This is a genomic window from Pseudonocardia nematodicida, assembly GCF_040105385.1.
GTDB lineage: Bacteria > Actinomycetota > Actinomycetes > Mycobacteriales > Pseudonocardiaceae > Pseudonocardia > Pseudonocardia nematodicida.
Genome location: NZ_JBEDNQ010000003.1, coordinates 42,696 through 63,063, shown reverse-complemented (window position 1 = coordinate 63,063; position 20,368 = coordinate 42,696). Strand labels below are relative to the sequence as shown.

The 20,368-nt window shown below is 75.2% G+C and carries 17 protein-coding genes and 1 riboswitch; of the genes, 4 read left to right on the top strand and 13 right to left on the bottom strand.

The genetic code is table 11. The features are described from left to right. Nucleotides 1-8: 8 nt before the first annotated feature. Genes WIS52_RS07625 through WIS52_RS07600 form a run of 6 tightly spaced genes read right to left on the bottom strand, consistent with a single transcriptional unit; the run spans nt 9 to nt 6,366 of the window. The gene (locus WIS52_RS07625) at nt 9-1,736 is read right to left on the bottom strand and encodes an adenine deaminase C-terminal domain-containing protein (RefSeq protein WP_349297432.1); all 1,728 of its coding nucleotides are present in this window, start codon (nt 1,734-1,736) and stop codon (nt 9-11) included. Then, on the bottom strand, nt 1,733-2,677 hold the full coding sequence (locus WIS52_RS07620; RefSeq protein ID WP_349297431.1) for a nucleoside hydrolase: 945 nt from the start codon (nt 2,675-2,677) through the stop codon (nt 1,733-1,735). The genes WIS52_RS07625 and WIS52_RS07620 overlap by 4 nt, the downstream gene beginning before the upstream one ends. Then, the gene (locus tag WIS52_RS07615; protein WP_349297430.1) at nt 2,677-3,726 is read right to left on the bottom strand and encodes an ABC transporter substrate-binding protein; all 1,050 of its coding nucleotides are present in this window, start codon (nt 3,724-3,726) and stop codon (nt 2,677-2,679) included. Before WIS52_RS07615 ends, WIS52_RS07620 begins: the two co-directional genes overlap by 1 nt. Further along, nucleotides 3,723-4,757 carry an ABC transporter ATP-binding protein gene (locus WIS52_RS07610; RefSeq protein ID WP_349297429.1) on the bottom strand — a complete coding sequence of 345 codons (1,035 nt, stop codon included), beginning with the start codon at nt 4,755-4,757 and terminating at the stop codon, nt 3,723-3,725. Before WIS52_RS07610 ends, WIS52_RS07615 begins: the two co-directional genes overlap by 4 nt. After that, nucleotides 4,754-5,548 (bottom strand): ABC transporter permease, encoded by a 795-nt coding sequence (locus WIS52_RS07605; protein ID WP_349297428.1) that lies wholly within the window; start codon nt 5,546-5,548, stop codon nt 4,754-4,756. Before WIS52_RS07605 ends, WIS52_RS07610 begins: the two co-directional genes overlap by 4 nt. Further along, nucleotides 5,545-6,366: an ABC transporter permease gene (locus WIS52_RS07600; RefSeq protein ID WP_349297427.1), complete on the bottom strand. Its 822-nt coding sequence runs from the start codon at nt 6,364-6,366 to the stop codon at nt 5,545-5,547. Before WIS52_RS07600 ends, WIS52_RS07605 begins: the two co-directional genes overlap by 4 nt. Nucleotides 6,367-6,505: 139 nt before the next feature. Here WIS52_RS07600 and WIS52_RS07595 point away from each other — a divergent pair, with 139 nt between their 5' ends. Beyond that, complete coding sequence (locus WIS52_RS07595) at nt 6,506-7,501, top strand: LacI family DNA-binding transcriptional regulator (protein WP_349297426.1); 996 nt, start codon at nt 6,506-6,508, stop codon at nt 7,499-7,501. Nucleotides 7,502-7,588: 87 nt separating this feature from the next. Here the strand turns inward: WIS52_RS07595 and mftE are convergent, their stop codons facing one another. From mftE to mftA, 6 genes are read right to left on the bottom strand one after another with little or no spacing between them, the layout of a single operon-like run. Then, nucleotides 7,589-8,314 carry a mycofactocin biosynthesis peptidyl-dipeptidase MftE gene (gene mftE / locus WIS52_RS07590; RefSeq protein WP_349297425.1) on the bottom strand — a complete coding sequence of 242 codons (726 nt, stop codon included), beginning with the start codon at nt 8,312-8,314 and terminating at the stop codon, nt 7,589-7,591. A gap of 17 nt (nt 8,315-8,331) precedes the next feature. Beyond that, the gene (locus WIS52_RS07585; RefSeq protein ID WP_349297424.1) at nt 8,332-9,843 is read right to left on the bottom strand and encodes an MFS transporter; all 1,512 of its coding nucleotides are present in this window, start codon (nt 9,841-9,843) and stop codon (nt 8,332-8,334) included. 35 nt (nt 9,844-9,878) lie between these two features. Next, entirely contained in the window at nt 9,879-14,222 is a 4,344-nt protein-coding gene (locus WIS52_RS07580) for an oxidoreductase (RefSeq protein WP_349297423.1), read from the bottom strand. Between the two features lie 55 nt (nt 14,223-14,277). Further along, nucleotides 14,278-15,522, bottom strand: a complete 1,245-nt coding sequence (gene mftC / locus WIS52_RS07575) for a mycofactocin radical SAM maturase (protein ID WP_349297422.1) — start codon at nt 15,520-15,522, stop codon at nt 14,278-14,280. A 33-nt stretch (nt 15,523-15,555) separates the two neighbouring features. Then, nucleotides 15,556-15,879, bottom strand: coding sequence for a mycofactocin biosynthesis chaperone MftB (mftB, locus tag WIS52_RS07570; protein WP_379612134.1), 324 nt, complete (start codon nt 15,877-15,879; stop codon nt 15,556-15,558). Then, nucleotides 15,869-15,955, bottom strand: a complete 87-nt coding sequence (gene mftA / locus WIS52_RS07565) for a mycofactocin precursor MftA (RefSeq protein ID WP_349297927.1) — start codon at nt 15,953-15,955, stop codon at nt 15,869-15,871. Before mftA ends, mftB begins: the two co-directional genes overlap by 11 nt. A gap of 157 nt (nt 15,956-16,112) precedes the next feature. Here mftA and WIS52_RS07560 point away from each other — a divergent pair, with 157 nt between their 5' ends. Both WIS52_RS07560 and WIS52_RS07555 read left to right on the top strand, forming a co-directional pair. After that, a complete protein-coding gene (locus WIS52_RS07560) occupies nt 16,113-17,270 on the top strand; it encodes a GNAT family N-acetyltransferase (protein ID WP_349297421.1) in 1,158 nt (385 codons plus the stop codon). A gap of 59 nt (nt 17,271-17,329) precedes the next feature. After that, entirely contained in the window at nt 17,330-18,874 is a 1,545-nt protein-coding gene (locus WIS52_RS07555) for an ABC transporter substrate-binding protein (protein WP_349297420.1), read from the top strand. 130 nt (nt 18,875-19,004) lie between these two features. Here WIS52_RS07555 and WIS52_RS07550 read toward each other — a convergent pair whose 3' ends face one another. Next, the gene (locus WIS52_RS07550; RefSeq protein ID WP_349297419.1) at nt 19,005-19,370 is read right to left on the bottom strand and encodes a hypothetical protein; all 366 of its coding nucleotides are present in this window, start codon (nt 19,368-19,370) and stop codon (nt 19,005-19,007) included. A gap of 131 nt (nt 19,371-19,501) precedes the next feature. Between WIS52_RS07550 and WIS52_RS07545 the strand changes: the two genes are divergently transcribed. After that, a complete protein-coding gene (locus WIS52_RS07545; RefSeq protein WP_349297418.1) occupies nt 19,502-19,879 on the top strand; it encodes a hypothetical protein in 378 nt (125 codons plus the stop codon). A gap of 157 nt (nt 19,880-20,036) precedes the next feature. Next, a riboswitch (cobalamin riboswitch) is annotated at nt 20,037-20,302 on the top strand. Nucleotides 20,303-20,368: the final 66 nt, after the last annotated feature.

Here is a 20,368-nt window from a genome sequence, read left to right as displayed (position 1 = left end):
CCGGCGGATCAGGCCCGGTCGCGTTCCGTGGAACCGGCGAGGGCCGGTTCCCAGGCCCGCTCGACCACCCGGACCAGCCCCCGATCGGTGATCTTCACGGCCGGCGAGACCGGCAGCGTCAGCGTGGTCAGGCTCATGAACGGGTTCGCGTGGTCCCAGCCCCACGCACGGACCGCGGACCGGATCTCCCGCGCCGCGTCGGCGACCTCGGCGGCCGGGCGGTCGGACATCACCCCGCCGACCGGCAGCGGCAGCTCGACCGCCGGGTGCCCGTCGCGGACCAGGGCGATCCCGCCGCCGGCCGCGGCGACCCGGCCCGCGGCCTCGGTCAGCGCCGCGCCGGAGGTGGCGACGACCGTGAGGTTGTGGCTGTCGTGGGCGTAGGTGGTCGCGAACGCGCCGGGACCGGGCGCGAAGCCGAGGACCGGGGCGGTCCGCCGGCTCGCGGCGCCGGTGTGCCGCTCGACGACCGTCACCACCGCGCAGCGGCCCTCCCAGCCGACCAACCCGTCGCGGACCGGGAGCACGACCTCGTCGGGCTCGGTGTAGGTGTCGACCGGGTTGACCCGCAGCGCGCGGAAGACGTGCTCGCCGTCGGGCAGGTCGGTCCGCCACCCGGCGTCGGTGGTGCCGGTGGGCAGCCGGACCGTCCCGGCGAACGGGTTGTCCGCCGGAGGCGCCGCATCGCCGGGACGACCGGAGCCGGGCCCGTCGACCAGTCCGCCCCGGCACACGACAGCCTCGGGGACGAAGGAGCCGAGGTCGCGCAGCACCACGAGATCCGCGCGACGCCCGGGCGCGACGACACCCCGGTCGTCCAGCCCGAGCCGGCGCGCCGGGTGCAGGGTGAGCGCCCGCAGCGCGACCAGCGGCGGCAGCCCGCACGCCAGCGCGACGCCCGCGAGATGGTCCAGGTGGCCGTGGTCGAGCGCCGCGTCCGGCGCGACGTCGTCGCTGACCAGGCAGAAGTCCGGCAGCACCGGCAGCGCCAGCAGCGCCTCGACGAGCTCGGGGCGCAGGCACTTCTCCTGCAGCATCATCACCATGCCCAGCCGGGCCTTCTCCACGGTGACGGCGGGCGAGTTCTTCGTGTGGTCGGAGTCGATCCCGGCCCACAGGTACTCGTTGAGGTCGGCGCCGCTGATGTGCGGGCAGTGCCCGTCCAGCCGGACACCGGCCCGTCGGGCCGCGTCGATGATCGCCAGGGTGCGCGGGTCGCCGCCGATCACCGCCCGGTAGTCCATGACCTCGCCGAGCGTGGTGACGCCGTCCCAGGTGAGCATCTCGGCGATGTCGCCGGCGTCCAGGTCGGCACCGGCCGTCTCGAACCCGTGCAACGACGGCACGCAGGACGGCACCGCCCAGCGGATGTCCTGGCGGAGGTCACGGGCCTGGTCGATCATCCAGGCCATGCCGTCCCGGCCGGTCACGTTGACGATCTCGTGCGGGTCCGCCAGCACCGTGGTGGTGCCGCGGTGCAGGGTCAGCGCCTCGAACTCGGCCGGGGGCACCAGCGAGCTCTCGACGTGCATGTGCGCGTCGACGTAGCCGGGGACGACCAGCCGTCCGGTCACGTCGAGCTCCTCGGGCGCGACCAGCTCCGCGGCGCCGGGGGCGAGGACGGCGCGGATGCGCTCGCCGTCGAGGAGCACGTCCGCGCGGAACGTCTCTCCGGTGTGGATGGACACGACCGAGCCGCCGCGCAGCAGCAGCGTGCCGGAGATGCGCGGGGTCATCGCGGGCCCTCCAGGGCGTCGAGCAGGCAGGACACGGCCGCGTCGGGATCCACGTCGAGGGCGAGCTCGACCGTGGCGGGGCGCCCGGTCCGGCGGTACACATCGGTCACCAGGGCGCCGCGGGTGAGCTCCCCGGTGCACTCGACGTCGACCGGGTGCCGCTGCCAGCCGAATCCCTCGGGCTCGAGCAGGGCGACGACGGCGGTCGCGTCGTGCACCCGGCACTCGCGTACCCCGTGCCGGCGCTCGTGGCCGTCGGTCAGCCCGCGCAGCATGGTGCCGGCGGCGGCGGTGACCGGGTCGTCCGAGGCGGCGAGCAGGTCGGAGTCGGCGCCGTGCAGCACGGCCCGGCGGGTCACGTCCAGCGGGACCAGCCGCACCGGGAGGCCGCTGCCCAGCACGATCCGGGCGGCCTCCGGGTCGCAGTAGGTGTTGAACTCGGCCGCCGGGGTGACGTTGCCCGGCACGAACGCCGCGCCTCCCATGTGGACGATCCCGGCGAGCATCCCGGCGGCCTCCGGGTCGCGCTCGACGAGCCGGGCCACGTTGGTGAGCGGGCCGAGCGCGAGCAGGACCAGCTCCCCCGGCTGCGCGCGGGCGAGACGGGTGAGCAGGCCGACGGCGTCGTCGGACACCGGGCGGCTGCTCGGCGGCAGCACCGCGCCACCGAGCGCGCCCGGACCGTGCACCGGCTCGTCCGGGACGCGCTCGCCTCCGGCGATCGGGCCCGCCGCGCCGGCCGCGACCGGCAGGTCCGCCGGCGCGCCGGCGAGGTCGAGCACCGCCGTCGCGTTCGCGGTGACCTGCTCCAGCCCGGCGTTGCCGGCCACCGTCGTCACCCCGGCCACCCGCATCTGCGGGGACCGGAAGGCCAGGAGCAGGGCGACGGCGTCGTCCACCCCGGGGTCGCAGTCGATCGCGACGCTGAGCGGGGTGTCCACTATCCGGAGACCTCGCGGGCGAACCGGTCGATCCACTCGGAGCGGTGGTCGGCGACGAACTCCAGGTCCAGCGGCCGGAAACCGGCACCGCCCGGGTCGGTCACCGCCTCGCCGGACACCATCTCGACGATCGGCGGGACCGCCGCCTCCCGGTTCACCGGCTTGTCCGAGAACGCCTCCGCGGTGCGCGACTGCACCTCGGGGGACAGCAGGTAGTCGATGAACCGCTGCGCGGCCTCGGTGTTCTCGCTGCCGGCGACGATCTCGGCCTTGTTGTAGGACAGCACCTTCCCCTGGTCCAGCGGGGCCCACGAGAGCGGGCGCCCGGCCTCGACGGCGTCGTAGGCGAACAGGTCCAGACCCGGCGCCGCGACGACCTCACCGCGCTCGAGCAGGCTGAGCAGCTCGGTGGTGCTCGAGTAGAACTGCAGCACGTTCGGCTTGAGCTCGGCGAGCTTGGCGAACGCGGTGTCGACGTCCTGCGGCCCGCTGCCGTAGGTCTCGGCGACCGCGGTCAGGAACGGGATCCCGGCCGTCGCGGAGATGTCGGGGACGGCGATCCGCCCCGCGTACTGCGGGTCCCAGAACGTCTCGACGGTGGGCGGGCCGTCCCGGAACGCCTCGGTGCTGTAGAGCACCCCGGGCAGCGTGAAGGTGTAGGGCACGCCCTGGCCGGGTGCGTCGCGGACGAACTCGACGGTGCTGTCCCGGTTCGGCACCGCGGCCGGGTCGATGTCGGCGAACAGCCCCTCCCGCTCGCCGTCGGTGGCGAACAGGTCGGAGATCAGCATGACGTCGACGTCCGGCCGGGCCCGGTTGACCAGCAACTGGTTGTAGCGGTCGGAGTTGGAGCCGGAGTCGAACGTGACGTCGATGCCGGTCTCCTGCTCGAACGGCGCGACGACGGTCTGCTCGAACTCCTCGGCGCCGAAGCTGAACCCGGACACCACGAGCTCGTCCCCTCCGGACGCCCCGCCGCCTCCGCCGCACCCGGCGGCGAGGAGCGCGACCGTCAGGACACCGCCCACCCACATCGCTGGCCTGTTCATCGGGGGTCCTCCTGGTCGGGGTGGAGCGGCACGATCGCCGCGGCGGGGAGCTCGACGCGCACCGGATCGCCCGGTGCCGGTTCGGGGCCGGCGGTGACGCCGTGCAGTTCGACCTGGCCGCCGCCGAGTGCGACGAGCGCGGTCGCGGTGCTGAAGGTGCCGCGGTAGGTGGCCGAGCGCATGGTCCCGGTGAGCACCTCGGCGGACGTGTCGCTCGCGCTCTCCGGGCAGGTCGCGGCGTGCACCCGGACGTGTTCCGGGCGGATCGCGACCTCGCCGCGACCGGGCAGCTCCAGCACGTTGCGGTAGCCCAGGAACTCGGCGACGAACCGGGTGCGGGGCCGCTCGAAGACCTCGCGCGGGGTGCCCTCCTGGGCGATCCGTCCACCGTGCAGCAGCACGATCCGGTCGGCGACGGCCAGCGCCTCCTCCTGGTCGTGCGTGACCAGCACCGTGGTCAGCCCGGTCTCGCGCTGCACCCGGGCCAGCTCGTCGCGCAGCTGGACCCGCAGCTGGGCGTCCAGGTTGGACAGCGGCTCGTCGAGCAGCAGGACGTCCGGACGCAGCACGACGGCGCGGGCGAGCGCCACCCGCTGCTGCTGGCCGCCGGAGAGCTGGGCCGGGCGCCGGTCGGCGAGGTGGCCCAGGCCGACCAGCTCCAGGGCCTCGCGGACCCGGCGCTCGCGCTCGCCGCGGCCGACCTTGCGCATCGTCAGCCCGAACCCGACGTTCCCGGCCACCGTCATGTGCGGGAACAGCGCGTAGGACTGGAAGACCATGCCGATGTTGCGGCGCCGGACCGGCGTGCGGGAGGCGTCGACGCCGTTGATACGCAGCTCACCGGCCGTCGGCTCCAGGTAGCCGGCGATCATCCGCAGCAGGGTGGTCTTGCCGCAGCCGCTCGGCCCGAGCAGCGCGAGGAACTCCCCGCGCCGGACGTCCAGGTCCAGGTCGCGCACGACCGGGCCGGAGCCGAAGTCGCGGGTGACCCCCGACAGGGCCACGACGGGGTCGACGGTGGTGGTGGTCATGAACCGCTCTTTCCGAAGACCTTCTGGAAGCCGACCAGCCGCTCGGTGACCAGGGCGACGGCCACGGCGAGCACCAGCAGCAGCGTGCTGACGGCGGCGACCATCGGGGTGAAGGAGGTCTGGACGTAGGACAGCATCGACACGGGCAGCGTCTCCACCCGCCGCGAGGTGAGCATCAGCGACAACGGGACGTTGTTGAACGAGGTGAGCAGCGAGAGGATCGACGCCGCCACCACACCGGGAGCGATCACCGGCAGCGTGACCCGGAAGAACGTCGTCAGCGGGCCGGCACCGAGCCCGGCCGCGGCATCCTCCAGCGCCGGGTCGGCGGCCATCAGCGACGCCCCGGTCACCCGCACCGTGTAGGGCAGCAGCAGCACCGCGTGCCCGACGACGAGCGCGGACAGCGTGTCGATCCCGGCCTGCACCAGGAAGAACTGGAACAGCGCGAAGCTCAGCACCAGCTCGGGGACGATCAGCGGGGACAGGAACAGCGTCTGCAGCAGGTTCCGCCCGCGCGGCGACCGGCGATGGATCGCGTACGTCGCCGGCACGCCGACGGCCAGTGCCAGCGCGGTCGCGAGTCCCGCGACCAGCAGGCTCGTGACCAGCGCCTCGCGGAACGGCTCGTAGGCGGCGGCGTCGGCGAACCAGCGCAGCGACAGCCCCTCCGGCGGGAACGCCAGCGCGGTGCCCGCGGTGACCGCGATGCCGACCACGACGACGATCGGGAAGAGCAGGAAGAACACCGCCAGCCCGGCGACGAGCGTGAGTACGGGACGGCGGATCACCGGCGGGCCCCGATCGCCGAGACCCGGGACAGCAGCAGCGTCACGACCAGCAGGACGACGGTCATGATGATCGCGACCGCGGACGCCGCGCTCCAGTTCACCGAGGTGTTCGCCTCCTGGTAGAGCAGGGTGGCCAGGGTGCGGTTGCGGGTCCCGCCGAGCAGCGACGGCGTCGTGAAGGCCGTGACCGACCCGGCGAACACGAGGATCGCGCCGACCGCCGTGCCGGGCAGCGCCAGCGGGAAGACGACCCGGGCGAACACCGCGGTGTTGCCCGCGCCCATCCCGCGCGCCGCGTCCTCCAGAGCCGGGTCCACCGAGGCCAGCGAGCTGTAGGCGGTGAGGATCAGCAGCGGCATGAACAGCTGGGTCAGCCCGAGCACCATCGCGGTCTCGGTATAGAGCAGCTGCACCGGTCCGGAGGCGAGCCCGACGCCCTGCAGCGTCCGGCTGATCAGGCCCTCGCCGCCGAGCAGCACGATCCAGGCGAAGGTCCGGACGACGGTGCTCAGCAGCAGCGGGAACGTGACGGCCAGCAGGAGCAGTGCCCGCCACCGGGGCGCGGCCCGGCTGATCAGCCAGGCCACCGGGAATCCGAACAGGACACTGGCCAGCGTCGCGAGCCCGGCGACCCGGGCGGTGCGGGCGACGATCTCGATCACGTACGGGTCGGTGACCGCGGCCGCGAGCGCTCCGGGGACGTCCGGGTCCGGGTCGGCCGCCGGGGCGACGAGCATGGTCAGGTAGGGGTAGAGAAACCCGACGACGAGCAGGACGACGGCGGGCAGCAGCAGCGCCCCGGTCGCCATCCGTCGCATCGCGTCTCCGATCCCTCACTGAGTGCAACCGGTTGCTGCAACCGGTTGCGGCGGGACGCTACAGTTGCCCGGCACGGCGCCGCAATCCACTCGAACGGGATTTACGGCGGGGAAACATCGAGGGCGGGGGACTCGGCGAGTGATCAGGCTGGAGGACGTCGCCCGGGCCGCCGGTGTCTCGAAGTCGACCGCGTCGCGCGCGCTGAGCCGCCCCGACCTCGTCGCCGCGGGCACCCGGGAGAAGGTGCAGCGCCTCGCCGCGGAGATGGGTCTGAGCCTCAATCCGGCTGCTCGTGCCCTGTTCACGGGCCGCACCGGCACCGTCGCGATGGTCGTGCCGTCGCTGACCAACCCCTACTTCGGACCGATCCTCGCCGGCGCGCAGCGCGAGCTCTCGGCCTCCGGCGGGCACGCGCTGATCTCCTCGGCGTCCGACGGCGACCGGGAGGTCGAGCTCGCCGCCAGCCTGCTCGGGCACGCCGACGGGGTGTTGCTGGTCACCCCGCGCGCACCGGAGGAGCGGCTCCGGGAGCTCGCCACCCGGATCCCGCTCGCGGTGATCGACCGGCCGGTCCCGGAGCTGCCCGCCTACGTCGCCGACACCCCGCGCGGGGTGGGCCTGCTCGCCGCGCACCTGCTCGAGCTGGGGCACCGCCGGATCGGCTACGTCGGAGGGCCGGACGGCTCGTCGCTCGACCGGCTGCGGATCGACGCGGCCCAGGACCGGGTCCGGACCGCGGGCGGGCGCCTCGACGTCGTCGGGTCGGAGAGCCCGGACCTCGACACCGGGCTGCGGCTCGCGGCGCACTGGCCGTTCGACGACGACGTCACCGCCGTCGTCGCCTACTCGAGCTACATCGCGCTCGGCCTGCTGATCGGGCTGCGGGAGCGCGGGGTGGAGGTGCCGGGACGGATGAGCGTCGCGGCCGTCGACCACCTGGCCGCGGTCGGCGGGAACGGCTCGGGCCCCCTGCTCACCGCGCTGCGGGTGCCGCTGGAGGAGCTCGGCCGGGCCGCCGCGGCGGCGCTGGTCGGCAGCACCCCGGCCCCGGCCGAGGTGACCAGGATCGGCACCGAGCTGCTCCTGGGGCGCAGCACCGGCGCCCCCGCCCCACGATCACCGAGGGGTACCTGAGGGCTCTCGACGGCCCGCCCCACAGCCCTCACGTACCCCTCACCGGGTCGCGCCGGACCGCGCGGCACCCACCGGGCGTCCCGCGCGTCAGCGGGCGGCGCCGGGCGGGAGCAGCTTTCCCCAGCGGGGGTCGAGCTCCCAGGCCGCGATCGCCGCCGACGCGTCGGCGGCGATCGCGTCCAGGATCGTCCGCCCCTCGGCCGCGCTCGCCCCGGCCGGGTCCCCGAGCACCCCGTTCGGGCTGACCGCCGCGACCCCGCGCGCACGCAACCCGGGGAGCACCTCGCGCAGCGGCCGGGTGTCCCCGGCGGCCGCCCGGTCGGCCCGGACCCGGTCGGGCGCCAGGTGCAGCAGCAGCGACGTCTCGATCCGTCCGGCGTGCGCGTCGGCCGGGACGCCGGGCACCCGCGCCGCGCACGGCAGCCAGGCGGCGTCGCGGCCCTCCTCGCGCAGCAGGGTCACCGCCGACCGCAGCGCGCCGACGTTCCCGCCGTGCCCGTTCACGAACACCAGCCGGGCCGCCCACCGGCAGGCGGAACGGCCGTACTCGACGAGCACCCGGTGCAGGACCTCCTCGCCGATCGACACCGTGCCGGGGAAACCCTCGTGCTCGCCCGCGGCCCCGTACGGGAGCGCGGGCGCGAGCACCAGGGCCGGATCGGCGTCGTGCACGGCCGCCGCGACGACGGACGCGACGAGCGTGTCGGTGCCCAGCGGCAGGTGCGGGCCGTGCTGCTCGGTCGAGCCGACCGGCACGAGCACGGTACGCCGGCCGGTGTCCACATCGGTCCAGGTCAGGTCCGCGAGCAGCACGGGATCTCCGTTCCGGTTCAGGTGCGGCGCAGCGCGGTGAGCGCGAGCCCCACGACGGTGGCGAGCAGCCCCGCCGCGACCAACCCGATCGTCGAGAAGCCGGCCGTGAACGCGTCCCGGCCGGCGGCGAGCAGCGCGGCCCCGGCGTCGCCGGGCAGGGTCTCCGCGACGGTCGCGGTCGCGGCGAGCCCCTCGCGGGCCTGCGCGGCGGCCTCGGCGGACAGCCCCTCGGGCAGGACCAGCCGTCCGGTGTAGACGGCGGCGAGCACGCTCCCGGTGACCGCGACGCCGAGCGCCACCCCGAGCTCCCCCGCCGTCTCCGAGATGGACGCGGCGGAGCCGGCCCGGGCCGGCGGGACCGACCCGATGACCAGGTCGGTGGCCAGCACCCCGATCGGGCTCAGCCACAGCACGGTGCCGGTGACCAGCGCGACGACCGAGACGGTCGACCCGTCGAGCCCGACCAGCCAGAGCACGAGCCCACCCGTGGCGCCGAACCCGGCCGCGACCGCGACCACCGACGGCACCCCGAACCGCCGGGCCAGCGCCGGCGTGACCAGCGACCCCACCACGGTGACGCCCGCCAGCGGCAGCATCCACAACCCCGCGACCAGCGGCGACGCGCCCGCCACGAGCTGCAGGTACTGCGGCAGGACGAAGAACAGCCCGTTGACGGCGAGCAGCGAGACCAGCAGCACCGTGACGGCCGCGGTGAAGGCGGGCCGGGTGAACAACGCGACGTCGAGCAGTGGATCGGGCAGCCGCCGCTGGCGTCGCACGAACAGCACCGCGGCGAGCACACCGACGACGGCCGCGGCCCCGGCCCGCAGGTCCGGGCCGTAGGCGGCGGTGTTCTTCACGGCGTACACCAGCGGGAGCATCGCGACGAGCGAGAGCGCCACGCTGACCGCGTCGAGCCGGCCGCTGCGACTGCCGCGCTCCTCGGGCAGCAGCCACGGGCCGAGCACCAGCAGCACGACCATCACCGGCACGCCGACCAGGAACACCGCGCCCCACCAGTACGCCTCGACCAGGGCGCCGCCGACGAGCGGGCCGATCGCGACCCCGACCGAGAACGTCGTCATCCACACCGCGACCGCGAACCGGCGCTGGTTCGGATCCGGGAACAGCGTGCTGATCAGCCCGAGGGTCGACGGCATCAGGGTGGCCCCGGCGACACCGAGCAGCGCGCGGGCGGCGATCAGCAGCTCGGCGGTGGGCGCGAACGCGGCCAGCACCGACGCGACCGCGAAGGCGGCGCCACCGATCAGCAGCAGGCGTCGCCGGCCGATCCGGTCGCCGAGGGTGCCCATCGTGATCAGGAACCCGGCGATGAGGAAGCCGTAGATGTCGAGGATCCACAGCTGCTGGGTGGCCGACGGCGCGAGGTCGGCCGAGAGCGCGGGCGCCGCGAGGTAGAGGACGCTCACGTCGAGCGAGAGCACCAGCAGCGGCAGGGCGAGGACGGCCAGGCCCGCCCACTCGCGGGGGCCTGCCCGTTCCGGGGTCGTGGGTGTCTCCGTGTGCATGGTTCCCGACGCTAGAATCTAGAGTTCACTTCAGGTCAAGACCCGGTCGGGACGATCTCGGCACCCTCACGGATCGCGGCGTTCATCCGCCGCGGCGCGCACGCGTCGCCGATCCGGTGCACGGTCCACGGCCCGCCGCCGAGCTCGGTCCACAGCCGTGTGCACGCCATTGTGTACGACGCGACGACGACGGCCGCGACCTCCCGCCGCTCGGTCCGGCCGGTCGGATGGTGCAGCAGCTCGACCGTCCCACCGGTCGTGATCCCGAGCACCGCGCGGTCGGTGCTGCACCGGATCCCCGCCTCGTACGCCCGCCGGCGGAACCCGGGGCGGTCCAGGGTGAGGCCGAGGTCCTGCCCGACGACCAGCGCCGGCGTGACGATCTCGACCGGGTGCCCGCGGGCGGCGAGCAGCTCGGCGACCGAGGTCGCGTCGTGGAACCCCGAGGTGTCGACGACGAGCACCGGCCCGTCGGGCGGTGTCGCGCCGGCGAGGACGTCGCCGGCCCCGAGGGACAGCCCCTCCGGGTCCCACGGCGGCGGGACCGAGCGCGCCCCGGTGGCGACGACGACCTCGTCCGCCCCGTGCGCGGCGACGAACGCACGGTCGACGGCGGTCCCGAACCGGATCCGCGCCCCGGCGTCGCGGGCCTCGCGCAGCAGGTCGTCGACGACGTGCGCCAGCTCGGCCCGGCCGGGTGCGCCGGCGGCGAGGGCCAGCCGGCCGCCGGGGGTCTCCGCGCGCTCGCAGAGCAGGACGTCGTGGCCGCGGCGGGCGAGCGACGCGGCGGCCGAGAGCCCGGCCGGTCCGGCCCCGGCGACGAGCACCCGGCGCGCGGGCCCCGCGACACCCGGGCGCCCCGCCAGGCCGGCCGATCCCGCGGCTGCGACGGGCCGGACCGGCGCGGGGCTCTCCCGGCGGCGCTCCCGCGTCCGGACGGCCGGCTCCGCGAGCCACTCGCGTCCGGCGGCAGGGTTCACCGCGCAGGTCAGCGGGAGGTTCAGCCCGACCCGGCCGATGCAGTCCTGGTTGCACCCGACACACCTCCGCACCGGGGTCCCGGCGAGTGCCTTCGCCGCGAAGTGCGGGTCGGCGATCTGCCCGCGCGCGACGCCGACCAGGTCGCACTCCCCCCGCTCCAGGGCCCCGGCGACCTGTTCCGGCGTGGTGAACCGCCCGACGCCGATCACGGGTGTGTCCGAGCCCGCCGCACGCACCGCGCGGCGCACCGTCGCGGCGAGATGGCCGGCGTACCCGGACGCGGTGTGCATGGACGGCTCGATCAGGTGCAGCGTCGAGGTCGCGACGCCGATCGAGGTGTTGAGATGGTCGACCTGCCCGGTCGCGACGAGGCGGCGGGCGAGGTCGGCGCCGTCGGCCGGGGTGATGCCGCCGGGGATCCCTTCGTCGACACCGATCCGCAGGCCCAGCACCGGATCCGGCCCGATCGCCTCGCGGACGGCCGCGACGACGTCGAGCACGAGCGTCGCCCGGTCGGTACCCCAGGCGTCGGTGCGCCGGTTCGTGGCCGGGGAGAGGAACAGCCGCAGCAGCGAGGCGTGCGAGCACTGCAGCTCGACGCCGTCGAACCCGCCGGCGACACAACGCGCGGCGACGTCGGCGAACCCGGCGACGATCTCGGCGATGCCCGCGGAGTCGAGCTCGGCGGCGACCTCGCGGAACATCGGGTCCGGCAGCGGGGACGGCCCCGGCACCGGCTCGCGGGAGTACATCCCGGACCCCTGCGCACCGTTGTGGTTGAGCTGGGCCAGCACGACGGCGCCGTGCGCGTGCACCGCGTCGGTGATCGCCCGGTAGCCGGGGAGCACGGCCGGGTCGTGGCCGCGGATCAACCGCTCGTAGGGCCGGTCGTGCGGGTGGACGGCGTGCTCCTCGGTGATCACGAGTCCGGCGCCGCCCGCCGCCCGGGCCGCGTAGTACGCCGCGTGCCGCGCGGTGGGCATCCCGCCCTCGGCGAACCCGGTCAGGTGCGCGGTGAACACGATCCGGTTGCGCAGCTCGCGACGGCCGAGGCGCAGCGACTCGCCCGCCGCGACGGGCGCGCCGGACCCTGTGGCACGGCCACCCCGGCCCGGCACGTGCCCGCCGGTCACGGCGCGCGAGGGTGACTCCCGGTGGCGCGCGCTCCCGTCCGGCACGGTCCCGGCCTGCTGCCTCCCGTGGTGATCGGACGCCGCGACCCGCCCGGCCGACGCGATGCCGAGCGCTGCCCGGCGCCCCTCCCGGACGGCGTCGGCGAGCGTCCGCGGCGCGACCCGGTCACCGGCGCTCCACCGCCCGTCCGCGTCCGGGATCGCGCACTCCGGCAGCCGGGCGCCGCAGTCGACGACCGCGGCGCACGCCACCCGGGTCGTCTCACCGGTGTGGGTGTCGACGATCTCGGCGACCCCGTCGCGCACATCTCTCAGCTCGGTGGACAGCGCCCGGACGACACCGGCCCGCTCCAGCCGGACGTTCGCCGGGGCCAGGTCCCCGCAGCGGCCCAGCTGGTGCCCGGCGACGGCGTCCGGTGTGGACAACGTGACCCGGTACCCCGCGACGGCGAGCAGCTCGGCGAGCCCCGGACCCGTCCAGTCCCCGAGCGGGTCGCGGACCAGCACCGGGCCGCCGTGCGGCACACCCGACCCGGCGAGGACCACGCGCACCGCCCGCGCGGACGGGGAGACACCGTGCCCGCCATGGACGCCGTCACCCTCACCCACCCCGTGGTGCGGCGCGCCGTCCGCGACGGCATCGCCGAAGCCGGCGACCGCGGCCGCCAGCTCGGCAGCGGTCCACACAGGAACGTCGACCGGGTACTCCACGGACGCCGCCCGCGACCCGGTCGCAGACAGCACGGTCTCACCCCGCTGCTGCGCGGCGGCGACCATCTCGTCGTCCACAGCGGACCCGAGACGCACCCCGACGCCCAGACGCGCGAGCTCCCGCTGCCACCAGGCGATCGGCAGCGCCATCCGGGCCCGGCCGGGGAGCACGGCCGCGGCGTGCAGCATCCCGCCGAGCCGGTCCGCACGCTCGTGCAGCACGACGGGGTGTCCGCGCAGCGCCAGGGTGCGCGCGGCCTCCAGCCCCGCAGGCCCGCCCCCGACGACGAGCACCGGGGCCGCGGTCCGGGCCACGATCGTCCGCTCCGCGATCTCCGGATCGGTGGTCTCGTGCCCGGCCCGCGGCTCCAGCTCGTCGCCGACGACCGGGTTTCGGGGATCCCGCGCCGCGGCCAGCGCGTGCGAGAGCGTGCACGGCCGGATGCGTTCCGGGGTACCGGCCCGGACGAGCGCCACCAGATCCGGATCGGCGACCTGCGCTCTCGTCATCTCGACGATATCGGCGTCGCCGCAGCTCAGAGCCTTCTCGGCGAGCGAGGGCGAGGCGACGCTCCCGGCCAGCACGACGAGCGCCGCGCCGTCCACCGCCCTGCGCACCTCGGCACATCGGGCGCGCAGGAAGGCCTCGGGGGTGTGCAGGTCGGGCCGGGTCGCCCCGACCGACAGCCCACTCCCGACGACCGGGACGAGCAGGTCCACCCTCGGCGCGACCTGCCGGGCGAGCGCGAGGCCGTCGTCGGGGGTGATCCCGGCCCAGGGGGCGAACTCGTCGACACACAGCCGCAGCGACAGCAGCGGTTCCGGGCCGATCGCCTCCCGGACGGCGGCGAGCACTTCGCGCAGCAGGAGAGAGCGGTCCCGGCCGTAGCGGTCGGCGCGGTGGTTGGTCAGCCCGGAACAGAACTGGCGGAGCAAGGAGTGCTGTCCGGCGGAGATCTCCACACCGTCCACACCGTTGTCCACAGCGGATCGGGCTGCGTCGGCGAACCCCCGCACGACGGCGTCGATCCCCACCCGGTCCAGCGCGACCGGGGTCTCCCGGGACACCGCGTCCGGCACCGGCGACGGCCCCCACAGCGGGTGTCCCGAGTGCGCCGTCGATCCCTGCGCGCCGGCGTGCGCGAGACCGGCCAGCACCAGGGCCCCGTGCGGCCGGCACGCGGCGACGACGGCCGCCCACCCCGGCGCCAGGTCTCCCCTCACCGGATCGTCCGTGCCCGGACGGTCCCCGCCGAGATACGCCTCATCGGGCTCCGGAGATCGACAACTCCCGCTGAGACGTATCTCGGCGGGGATCCGGAGTGCGTCCGGGCGGGACGAGGCGCCCGGGTCGGGCGAGGCACGCGACGGGTCGCCGGCCCCGAACGCGGCGGGCGCGTAGGCGTAGGGGTGGTCCGACCGATGCACCGACGCCGGCTCGACCACGACCAGGCCGGCACCCCCGGCCGCACGAGCGGCGTAGTAGGCGACGTGCCGGTCGGTGATCTCCCGGGCCGCGTTGCCGAGGTTCGTCTCGTGCGGCCCGAACAGCACCCGCGACGGGGCCCGCCGACCACGCAGGTCGACGGGCCCCGTCAGCAGGTCCGTCTCAGCTCCCGGCTACGGGAACGGCCGGTACCTGCGGGGAAGCGGACGTCGGTGCGAACCCGGCGAGCGGGTTCTCGTCGCAGGCCCGGTCCGGCCGGCGCGGCGGCGGGGCCAGGGACAGCATCGTCGGCTGCTTCGGCGTCCGCGAGTTCCGCGGCGCCGACCGCGAGTGGTCCACATCGGACTTCGGGATCACGGTCCCGGCGTCACGGGCCGCGAGCATCTGCTCGCCGTAGCCCTGCACGCACTCCGGGTCCGGGCCGTCGAGCGGGAGGCCGGTGAAGAACTTCGCCGCCATGCAGCCGCCCTGGCACGAGTCGTAGTGCGCGCACGACGAGCAGGCCCCGCCGGTCTGCGGCTTGCGCAGGTCGGTGAACAGCTCGGAGTTCGTCCACACCTCCCCGAAGCCACCGGCGTCACGGACGTTCCCGGCCAGGAAGTTCTCGTGGATCGCGAACGGGCAGGCGTAGACGTCGCCGACCGGGTCGATCAGGCACACCACCCGGCCCGCGCCGCACAGGTTCAGCCCGGGCAGGGCCTCGCCATAGGCGGAGAGGTGGAAGAACGAGTCGCCGGTGAGTACCTGGTCGCCGTGCGCGACCAGCCAGTCGTAGAGCTGCTTCTGCTGCGCCTGGGTCGGGTGCAGCTCGTCCCAGACGTCGGCGCCACGCCCGGACGGGCGCAGCCGGGTGATCCGCAGCTGGGCGCCGTACTTGTCGGCGATCGCCTTGAACTCGTCGAGCTGGTCGACGTTCTGCCGGGTCATGACGACCGAGATCTTCGGTGCGGTGAACCCGGCCTCGGCCAGGTTCTCCAGCGCGGTGATCGCGGTGTCGAACGAGCCGGGGCCGCGGACGTGGTCGTTGACCTCGGCCGTCGCGCCGTCCATGGAGATCTGGATGTCGACGTAGTCGGTCGCGGCCAGCTGCGCGGCGCGGGCCTTGTCGAGCTTGACGCCGTTGGTGGAGAACTTGACCCCGACGTCGTGCGCGATCGCGTAGTCGAGGAGCTCCCAGAAGTCCGGCCGCACGGTGGGCTCGCCACCGCCGATGTTGATGTAGAAGACCTGCATCCGCTGCAGCTCGTCGATCACCGCCTTGGCCTCGGCGGTGGTCAGCTCACGCGGGTCGCGCCGGCCCGAGCTGGACAGGCAGTGCACGCACGCGAGGTTGCACGCGTAGGTGAGCTCCCAGGTCAGGCAGATGGGCGAGTTCAGGCCGTACTGGAAGTGGTCGACCAGCTTCACGGGCACACCTCGTTGGATCGCGGTGGTGGGGGTCTAGCGGGCGACGATCGTGCGGGACCGCAGCAGCCCGGCGAGCGCTCGCAGGTAGGCCTCGTGCTGCGCGGGCGGGACACCGGCCGCCTCGACCGCGGCGCGGGCGTCGGGATGGTGCTCGAGGCCACGGACGACCTCGACCAGCTCCGGGGTCTTGAGGAACGACAGCTTGCGGGTGACGAAGTCGTACACCAGGGCGCCGAAGGGCTCCGGGCGCAGCGAGACGCTCTCGCTGACGCGGTACGGGGCCGCGGGGTCGAACGACCCCGCGGCGCCGTCCGGGCTCGTGCCCGGCACCGCGGTGTCGACGGGCTTAGTAGACACCGCACATGCCGTCGATGGAGACCTCCTCGACGAGGGTCTCCTCGACCAGGGGTTCCTCGGTGCGCTGCTCGTCCATGGGACTACCTCCGCGGGATCGGCTCTGTGACGAGAGAGGTGGAACCGCCCCCGCCGGCCGGCGTGGGCAGCGGATCGGACGGTATTGGCACCCGGTGCCGGAAATCAAGGCTCCGTCATTGCGCCCGTCCGTTCGGACGGGCGGGCATGCTGCACCCATGGCGGTGGACACCTCTCCCGAACCCGATCCGGCCCCGGCGGTCCTGCTCCACCTGTGCACCCCGGGCGAATGGCGGTCCTGGCTCGACGCGGGGCGGATCGCGCCGGCGTCGCTCGACGAGGTGGGCTTCGTGCACCTGTCGACCTCCGACCAGGTAGCCCTGCCCGCACAGCGCCTGTTCGCCGGCCGGACCGACATGATCCTGCTGGTGGTCGATCCGGCCGTACTGGAGACCGCGGGCGTCGAGGTGCGCTGGGAGCCCGGCGTCCCGACCGACCCGGCGTCGATGGTCTTCCCGCACGCCTACGGTCCGATCCCGGTCCCGGCCGTCCGGGCGGTGCTGCCCTACCGGCCCGGCCCGGACGGGTTCACCGCGCCGGAGCCGCCGGTGCCCGACGACGACGGGTTCCGTGCGGCCCACTTCGAGCCGTCGATGCTGCGCCGGGTGGCCGACGCCGAGGAGCCGGTCACCGGTGGCGTCGCGATCCGGACCGCGACGTTCCCGGCGTCGCGGGTGCACAACCGGCTGCTGATCGACCGCGCGCACCTGTCCGACTCGGACACCCTCGTCGCCGAGGCGGAGCGGACCCTGACCGCGCACGGACTCCCCGCGGCAGCGCTGCTGAACGGCCCGGGCGCCCGCGAGCTCGCGACCGACCTGACCGCCGCGGGGTGGGAGGTCCACGAGCTCGAGCTGCTCGCCGGACCGGCGGGGCGGGACGCGACCGGCGCGGCCGCGGTCGTGTCCGAGGTCGCCCTGGACGACGTGCGGGAGTTCCGGAAATCCGCGTGGGGGACCGACCCGGCCGGGTTCGGACCCGACGAGCTCGCCCAGCTCGTGGAGCGGACCGGCGACGAGGACCGGGTGCTGGCCGTGCACCTGCTCGCGGTGGTCGAGGACGGAGCGGTCGTCGCGGCCGCGACACTCCGGCGGGACGGCGCGACGGCCTGGGTCGAGGGGATGGACACCGCGCCGGAGCACCGCGGTCGCGGGCACGGCCGGGCGCTGCTAGCCCGGGCCCGCGAGCTGGCCGCCGAGCACGGGTGCGACCTCGTCGCGCTGTCCGCCGACGTCGCCGACCGGCCACGGGACTGGTACCTGCGGGCGGGCTTCGCGGTGGTCGGCACTCGGTTCCAGGCGAGGCGGCCCGGCTGAGCGCACCGAAGATCCACCCACCCCATCCGGTTGTCACCCGGAACGGGCATTCTGTGCCCGTGCCCCCGCTCAGCCGACGCTCGTTCCTGCGCGCCACGGGTGCCGCCGCGGCACTGGCCGGGATCCCGGCGCTCGCGGCCTGCGGGGCTCCGGCGGACACGGTGGCGCCGCGGTTGCGGGTCGCGTTCGCCGGCGCGGGCCCGCTGGCGGTGCCCGACCCGCACCTCGTCCCGCGGGCGGTCGACCGGGCCCGGGCGGTGGCCGTCGCCGACACCCTGATGGCGTGGGCACCGGACATGAGCGCGGTGCCGCACCTCGCCGAGTCGGTCGAGCCGGACCCGACGGGCACCGTGTGGCGGGTCCGGCTGCGGCCGGCCGTCGCGCACGACGGGGCGCCGCTCACCGCCGCCGACGCGCTGGCGTCGCTGACCCGGGTCGCCGATCCGGCCAGCGGTGCGACCGCCGCGCCGCTGCTGGCGAACGTCGACCTCACCGCGAGCCGGGCGGTCTCCCCGACCGAGCTCGAGCTCGTCCTGGGCGCGCCGGACTTCCTGTTCCCGCTGGTCCTGGGCGCGCCGGGAACCGGCGTGGTGCGCGACGGCCGCGGGGACCGGCCGGTCGGGTCCGGCGCGTTCCGGGTCGACGACACCGCGCCCGAGATCCTGCGCCGGCACGACGGGCACTGGGACGGCCCGGCCGCGTCGTCCGAGCTGGAGTTCCTGGTCGACGACGACGAGGAGCAGCGCTACCAGTCGTTGATCGACGGGCACGTCGCCTACGCGCACGACCTGTTCCCGCACAGCGTCCGGCGGATGCTGAGCCGGATCGCCGTCGAGGTGCTGTCCGCGCCGGGCTCGGCGAGCCGGTTCCTCGAGACCGGCAGCGGTCCACCCGGGGCGGTCGGCCGCGGCGACCTGGGCGGCCCCGAGGACGGCGCGCCCGACGGCCCGGCGACCCCGTTCGACGACCCGCGGCTGCGCGAGGCGGTCCGGCTGGGCATCGACCGCGAGGTGCTGGTCCGCCGGGTGCTGCTGGATCTCGGCGACCCCGGCGACGACCTGTACGGGCCCGGTCTGGCCCACCACCCGGACGGCCTGGCGCCGGTGGAACGGGACGTCGCCCGGGCCCGCGAGCTGGTCGGGGCGGCCGGGGTGGGCGACGCCGTCGTCCCGCTGCGGCTCGACCCGTTCGACCCGCTGTCCAACCTGGCCGCGCCGCTGGTCGCCGAGCAGCTCGACGAGATCGGCCTGCGCACCGAGATCCGGCTGCCGGACGACCCGGACGCCGCCGGCGGACTCGCGTTCCGCAAGGTGGGCGCCCAGCCGATCCCGCTGCATCTGCGGGGCATCGCGCAACCGCCCGCCGAGGCGGAGCAGGCGCCGCGGACGGACGTCGCGGAGCTGCTCGCCACGGCCGCCGGCACCCCGGAGGACGCGGTCCGCGCGGACGCGCTGCGGCGGGCGCAGGTGCTGCTGCGGGACTCGACGACGGCCTGGTCGGACTGCCCCGAGCACGTCGGGATCTCCGCCGACCTCACCGGCGTGGAGGCCGCCCGGCCGGACACCGCCGCCTGGGCCCGGTTCCACCGCGCCCGGCTCGGCTGACGCGCCACCGGGACCCGCGCCGAGATGCACCCCACGGCGCTCGCGAGATCGACACATCGCCCTGACGTGCATCTCGGCGAGGATCCCGACCCCACGCCGCTCCCGGCAGCGCCGGGCAGGGAGACACGCCCTACGCCGTCACCGACGACTCCCGGAGCAGCGCCGCGGTCTCCCGGGTGACCTCCGCGTGCAGACGGCAGTGCTCGTGATGGTCCGCGTGCGCCGCGCAGGCCGTCGACGCCGCCTCGCAGGCGATGACCGCGGCCGACGCGGCGGCCTCGGAGACCGAGCGGTCACCCTCCCGGCGGCCGAGCACCCGGGCCGCCGCCGCACACATGTCCGCGCAGTCGAGCGCGAGCAGGACCTCCCGCTCCATGCCGCCGAGCGCGGCCATCGCCGAGGCGCAGGCGGTGCTCGCCCGTTCGGCGTCGTGCAGCTTCTCGACGACCGCCGCGGGCGCGGCGACGTGCGCGGCCTCCAGCACGTGGTGGCTCATGCTCGTTCCCTTCGCAGATGGTTCGGCCGCACAGAGGGTTCCCGCGACCCCGGGCCGCCACTCGCCACCTGCGGCGTGAGAAATCACCTCGTACCTGAACAGCCCCTCATGTGTCACGTAGCCTCCGCACCGTGCCCGCACTCCCCGCCGTGACGGTCTGCCGCGGCTGCTGCTGTGGCTCGGGCCGGAGACACCCTGGCGTCGACCACGCCGCCGTGCTGGACCGGCTCGCCGCGGGCACCGACGGCCACGCCCGGCTGCGCACCAGCGAGTGCCTCGGTCCGTGCTCCGACTCCGACGTCGTCGTGGTCGTCCCGGCCCCGGACGCCCGGCGGGCGGGCGCGCGGCCCGTGTGGCTGCGCCACGTGCTCGACGTCGCCACCGCCGACACGGTCGGCGTGTGGGTGCGCGCCGGAGGCCCGGGGACGGCCGAGTGCCCCGCCGCCCTGGACGAGCACGTGTTCACGCCCGGCCCCCGAGCCTCCGACACCGGACGGGCGGCCGGCTGAACCCTCGGGGCCGCGATGATCGTCACCCCACGCAAGTGTCGGCTCGCGACACTGCGCACCCCCCACCGCACCGGACCAGCACCCTTCACGGCGTGTGACGATCTCGACCCCAGAACCGGACAGGTAGGGGCCTCCAATGGGGACCGACCCAAGATGTAGTGTCGGCCGTGCTGGTGGTTCACCGTCCCGCCCGGGCCGGTGAGGCAAGAGGGAACCCGGTGCGAATCCGGGACTGCCCCGCAGCGGTGAACGGGAACGACCGCCGTCAACAGCACTGGGAACACTCCCGGGAAGCGACGGTCAGTAGGTGGGCGGCTCCGCCGCCTGTGAGTACTTTTCGTGGCTCCGGCAACGAAAAGTACTCACAGGCGCGAAGCGCCTGGGCCCGTGAGTCCGAAGACCTGCCACCGGTGCGCGTACCGCCGGTGCGCGCGCTCCGGGCCCCGCGGGAGGGCGCCAGGCTGCGGCGGGCACGCGTGTCCCCGGGTC

Coding starts and splice junctions, on each gene's coding strand:
- WIS52_RS07625 (WP_349297432.1), bottom strand. CDS start 1,736: ATGACCCCGCGCATCTCCGGCACGCTGCTGCTGCGCGGCGGCTCGGTC.
- WIS52_RS07615 (WP_349297430.1), bottom strand. CDS start 3,726: ATGAACAGGCCAGCGATGTGGGTGGGCGGTGTCCTGACGGTCGCGCTC.
- WIS52_RS07610 (WP_349297429.1), bottom strand. CDS start 4,757: ATGACCACCACCACCGTCGACCCCGTCGTGGCCCTGTCGGGGGTCACC.
- WIS52_RS07600 (WP_349297427.1), bottom strand. CDS start 6,366: ATGCGACGGATGGCGACCGGGGCGCTGCTGCTGCCCGCCGTCGTCCTG.
- WIS52_RS07585 (WP_349297424.1), bottom strand. CDS start 9,843: ATGCACACGGAGACACCCACGACCCCGGAACGGGCAGGCCCCCGCGAG.
- mftA (WP_349297927.1), bottom strand. CDS start 15,955: ATGGACGAGCAGCGCACCGAGGAACCCCTGGTCGAGGAGACCCTCGTC.
- WIS52_RS07560 (WP_349297421.1), top strand. CDS start 16,113: ATGGCGGTGGACACCTCTCCCGAACCCGATCCGGCCCCGGCGGTCCTG.
- WIS52_RS07550 (WP_349297419.1), bottom strand. CDS start 19,370: ATGAGCCACCACGTGCTGGAGGCCGCGCACGTCGCCGCGCCCGCGGCG.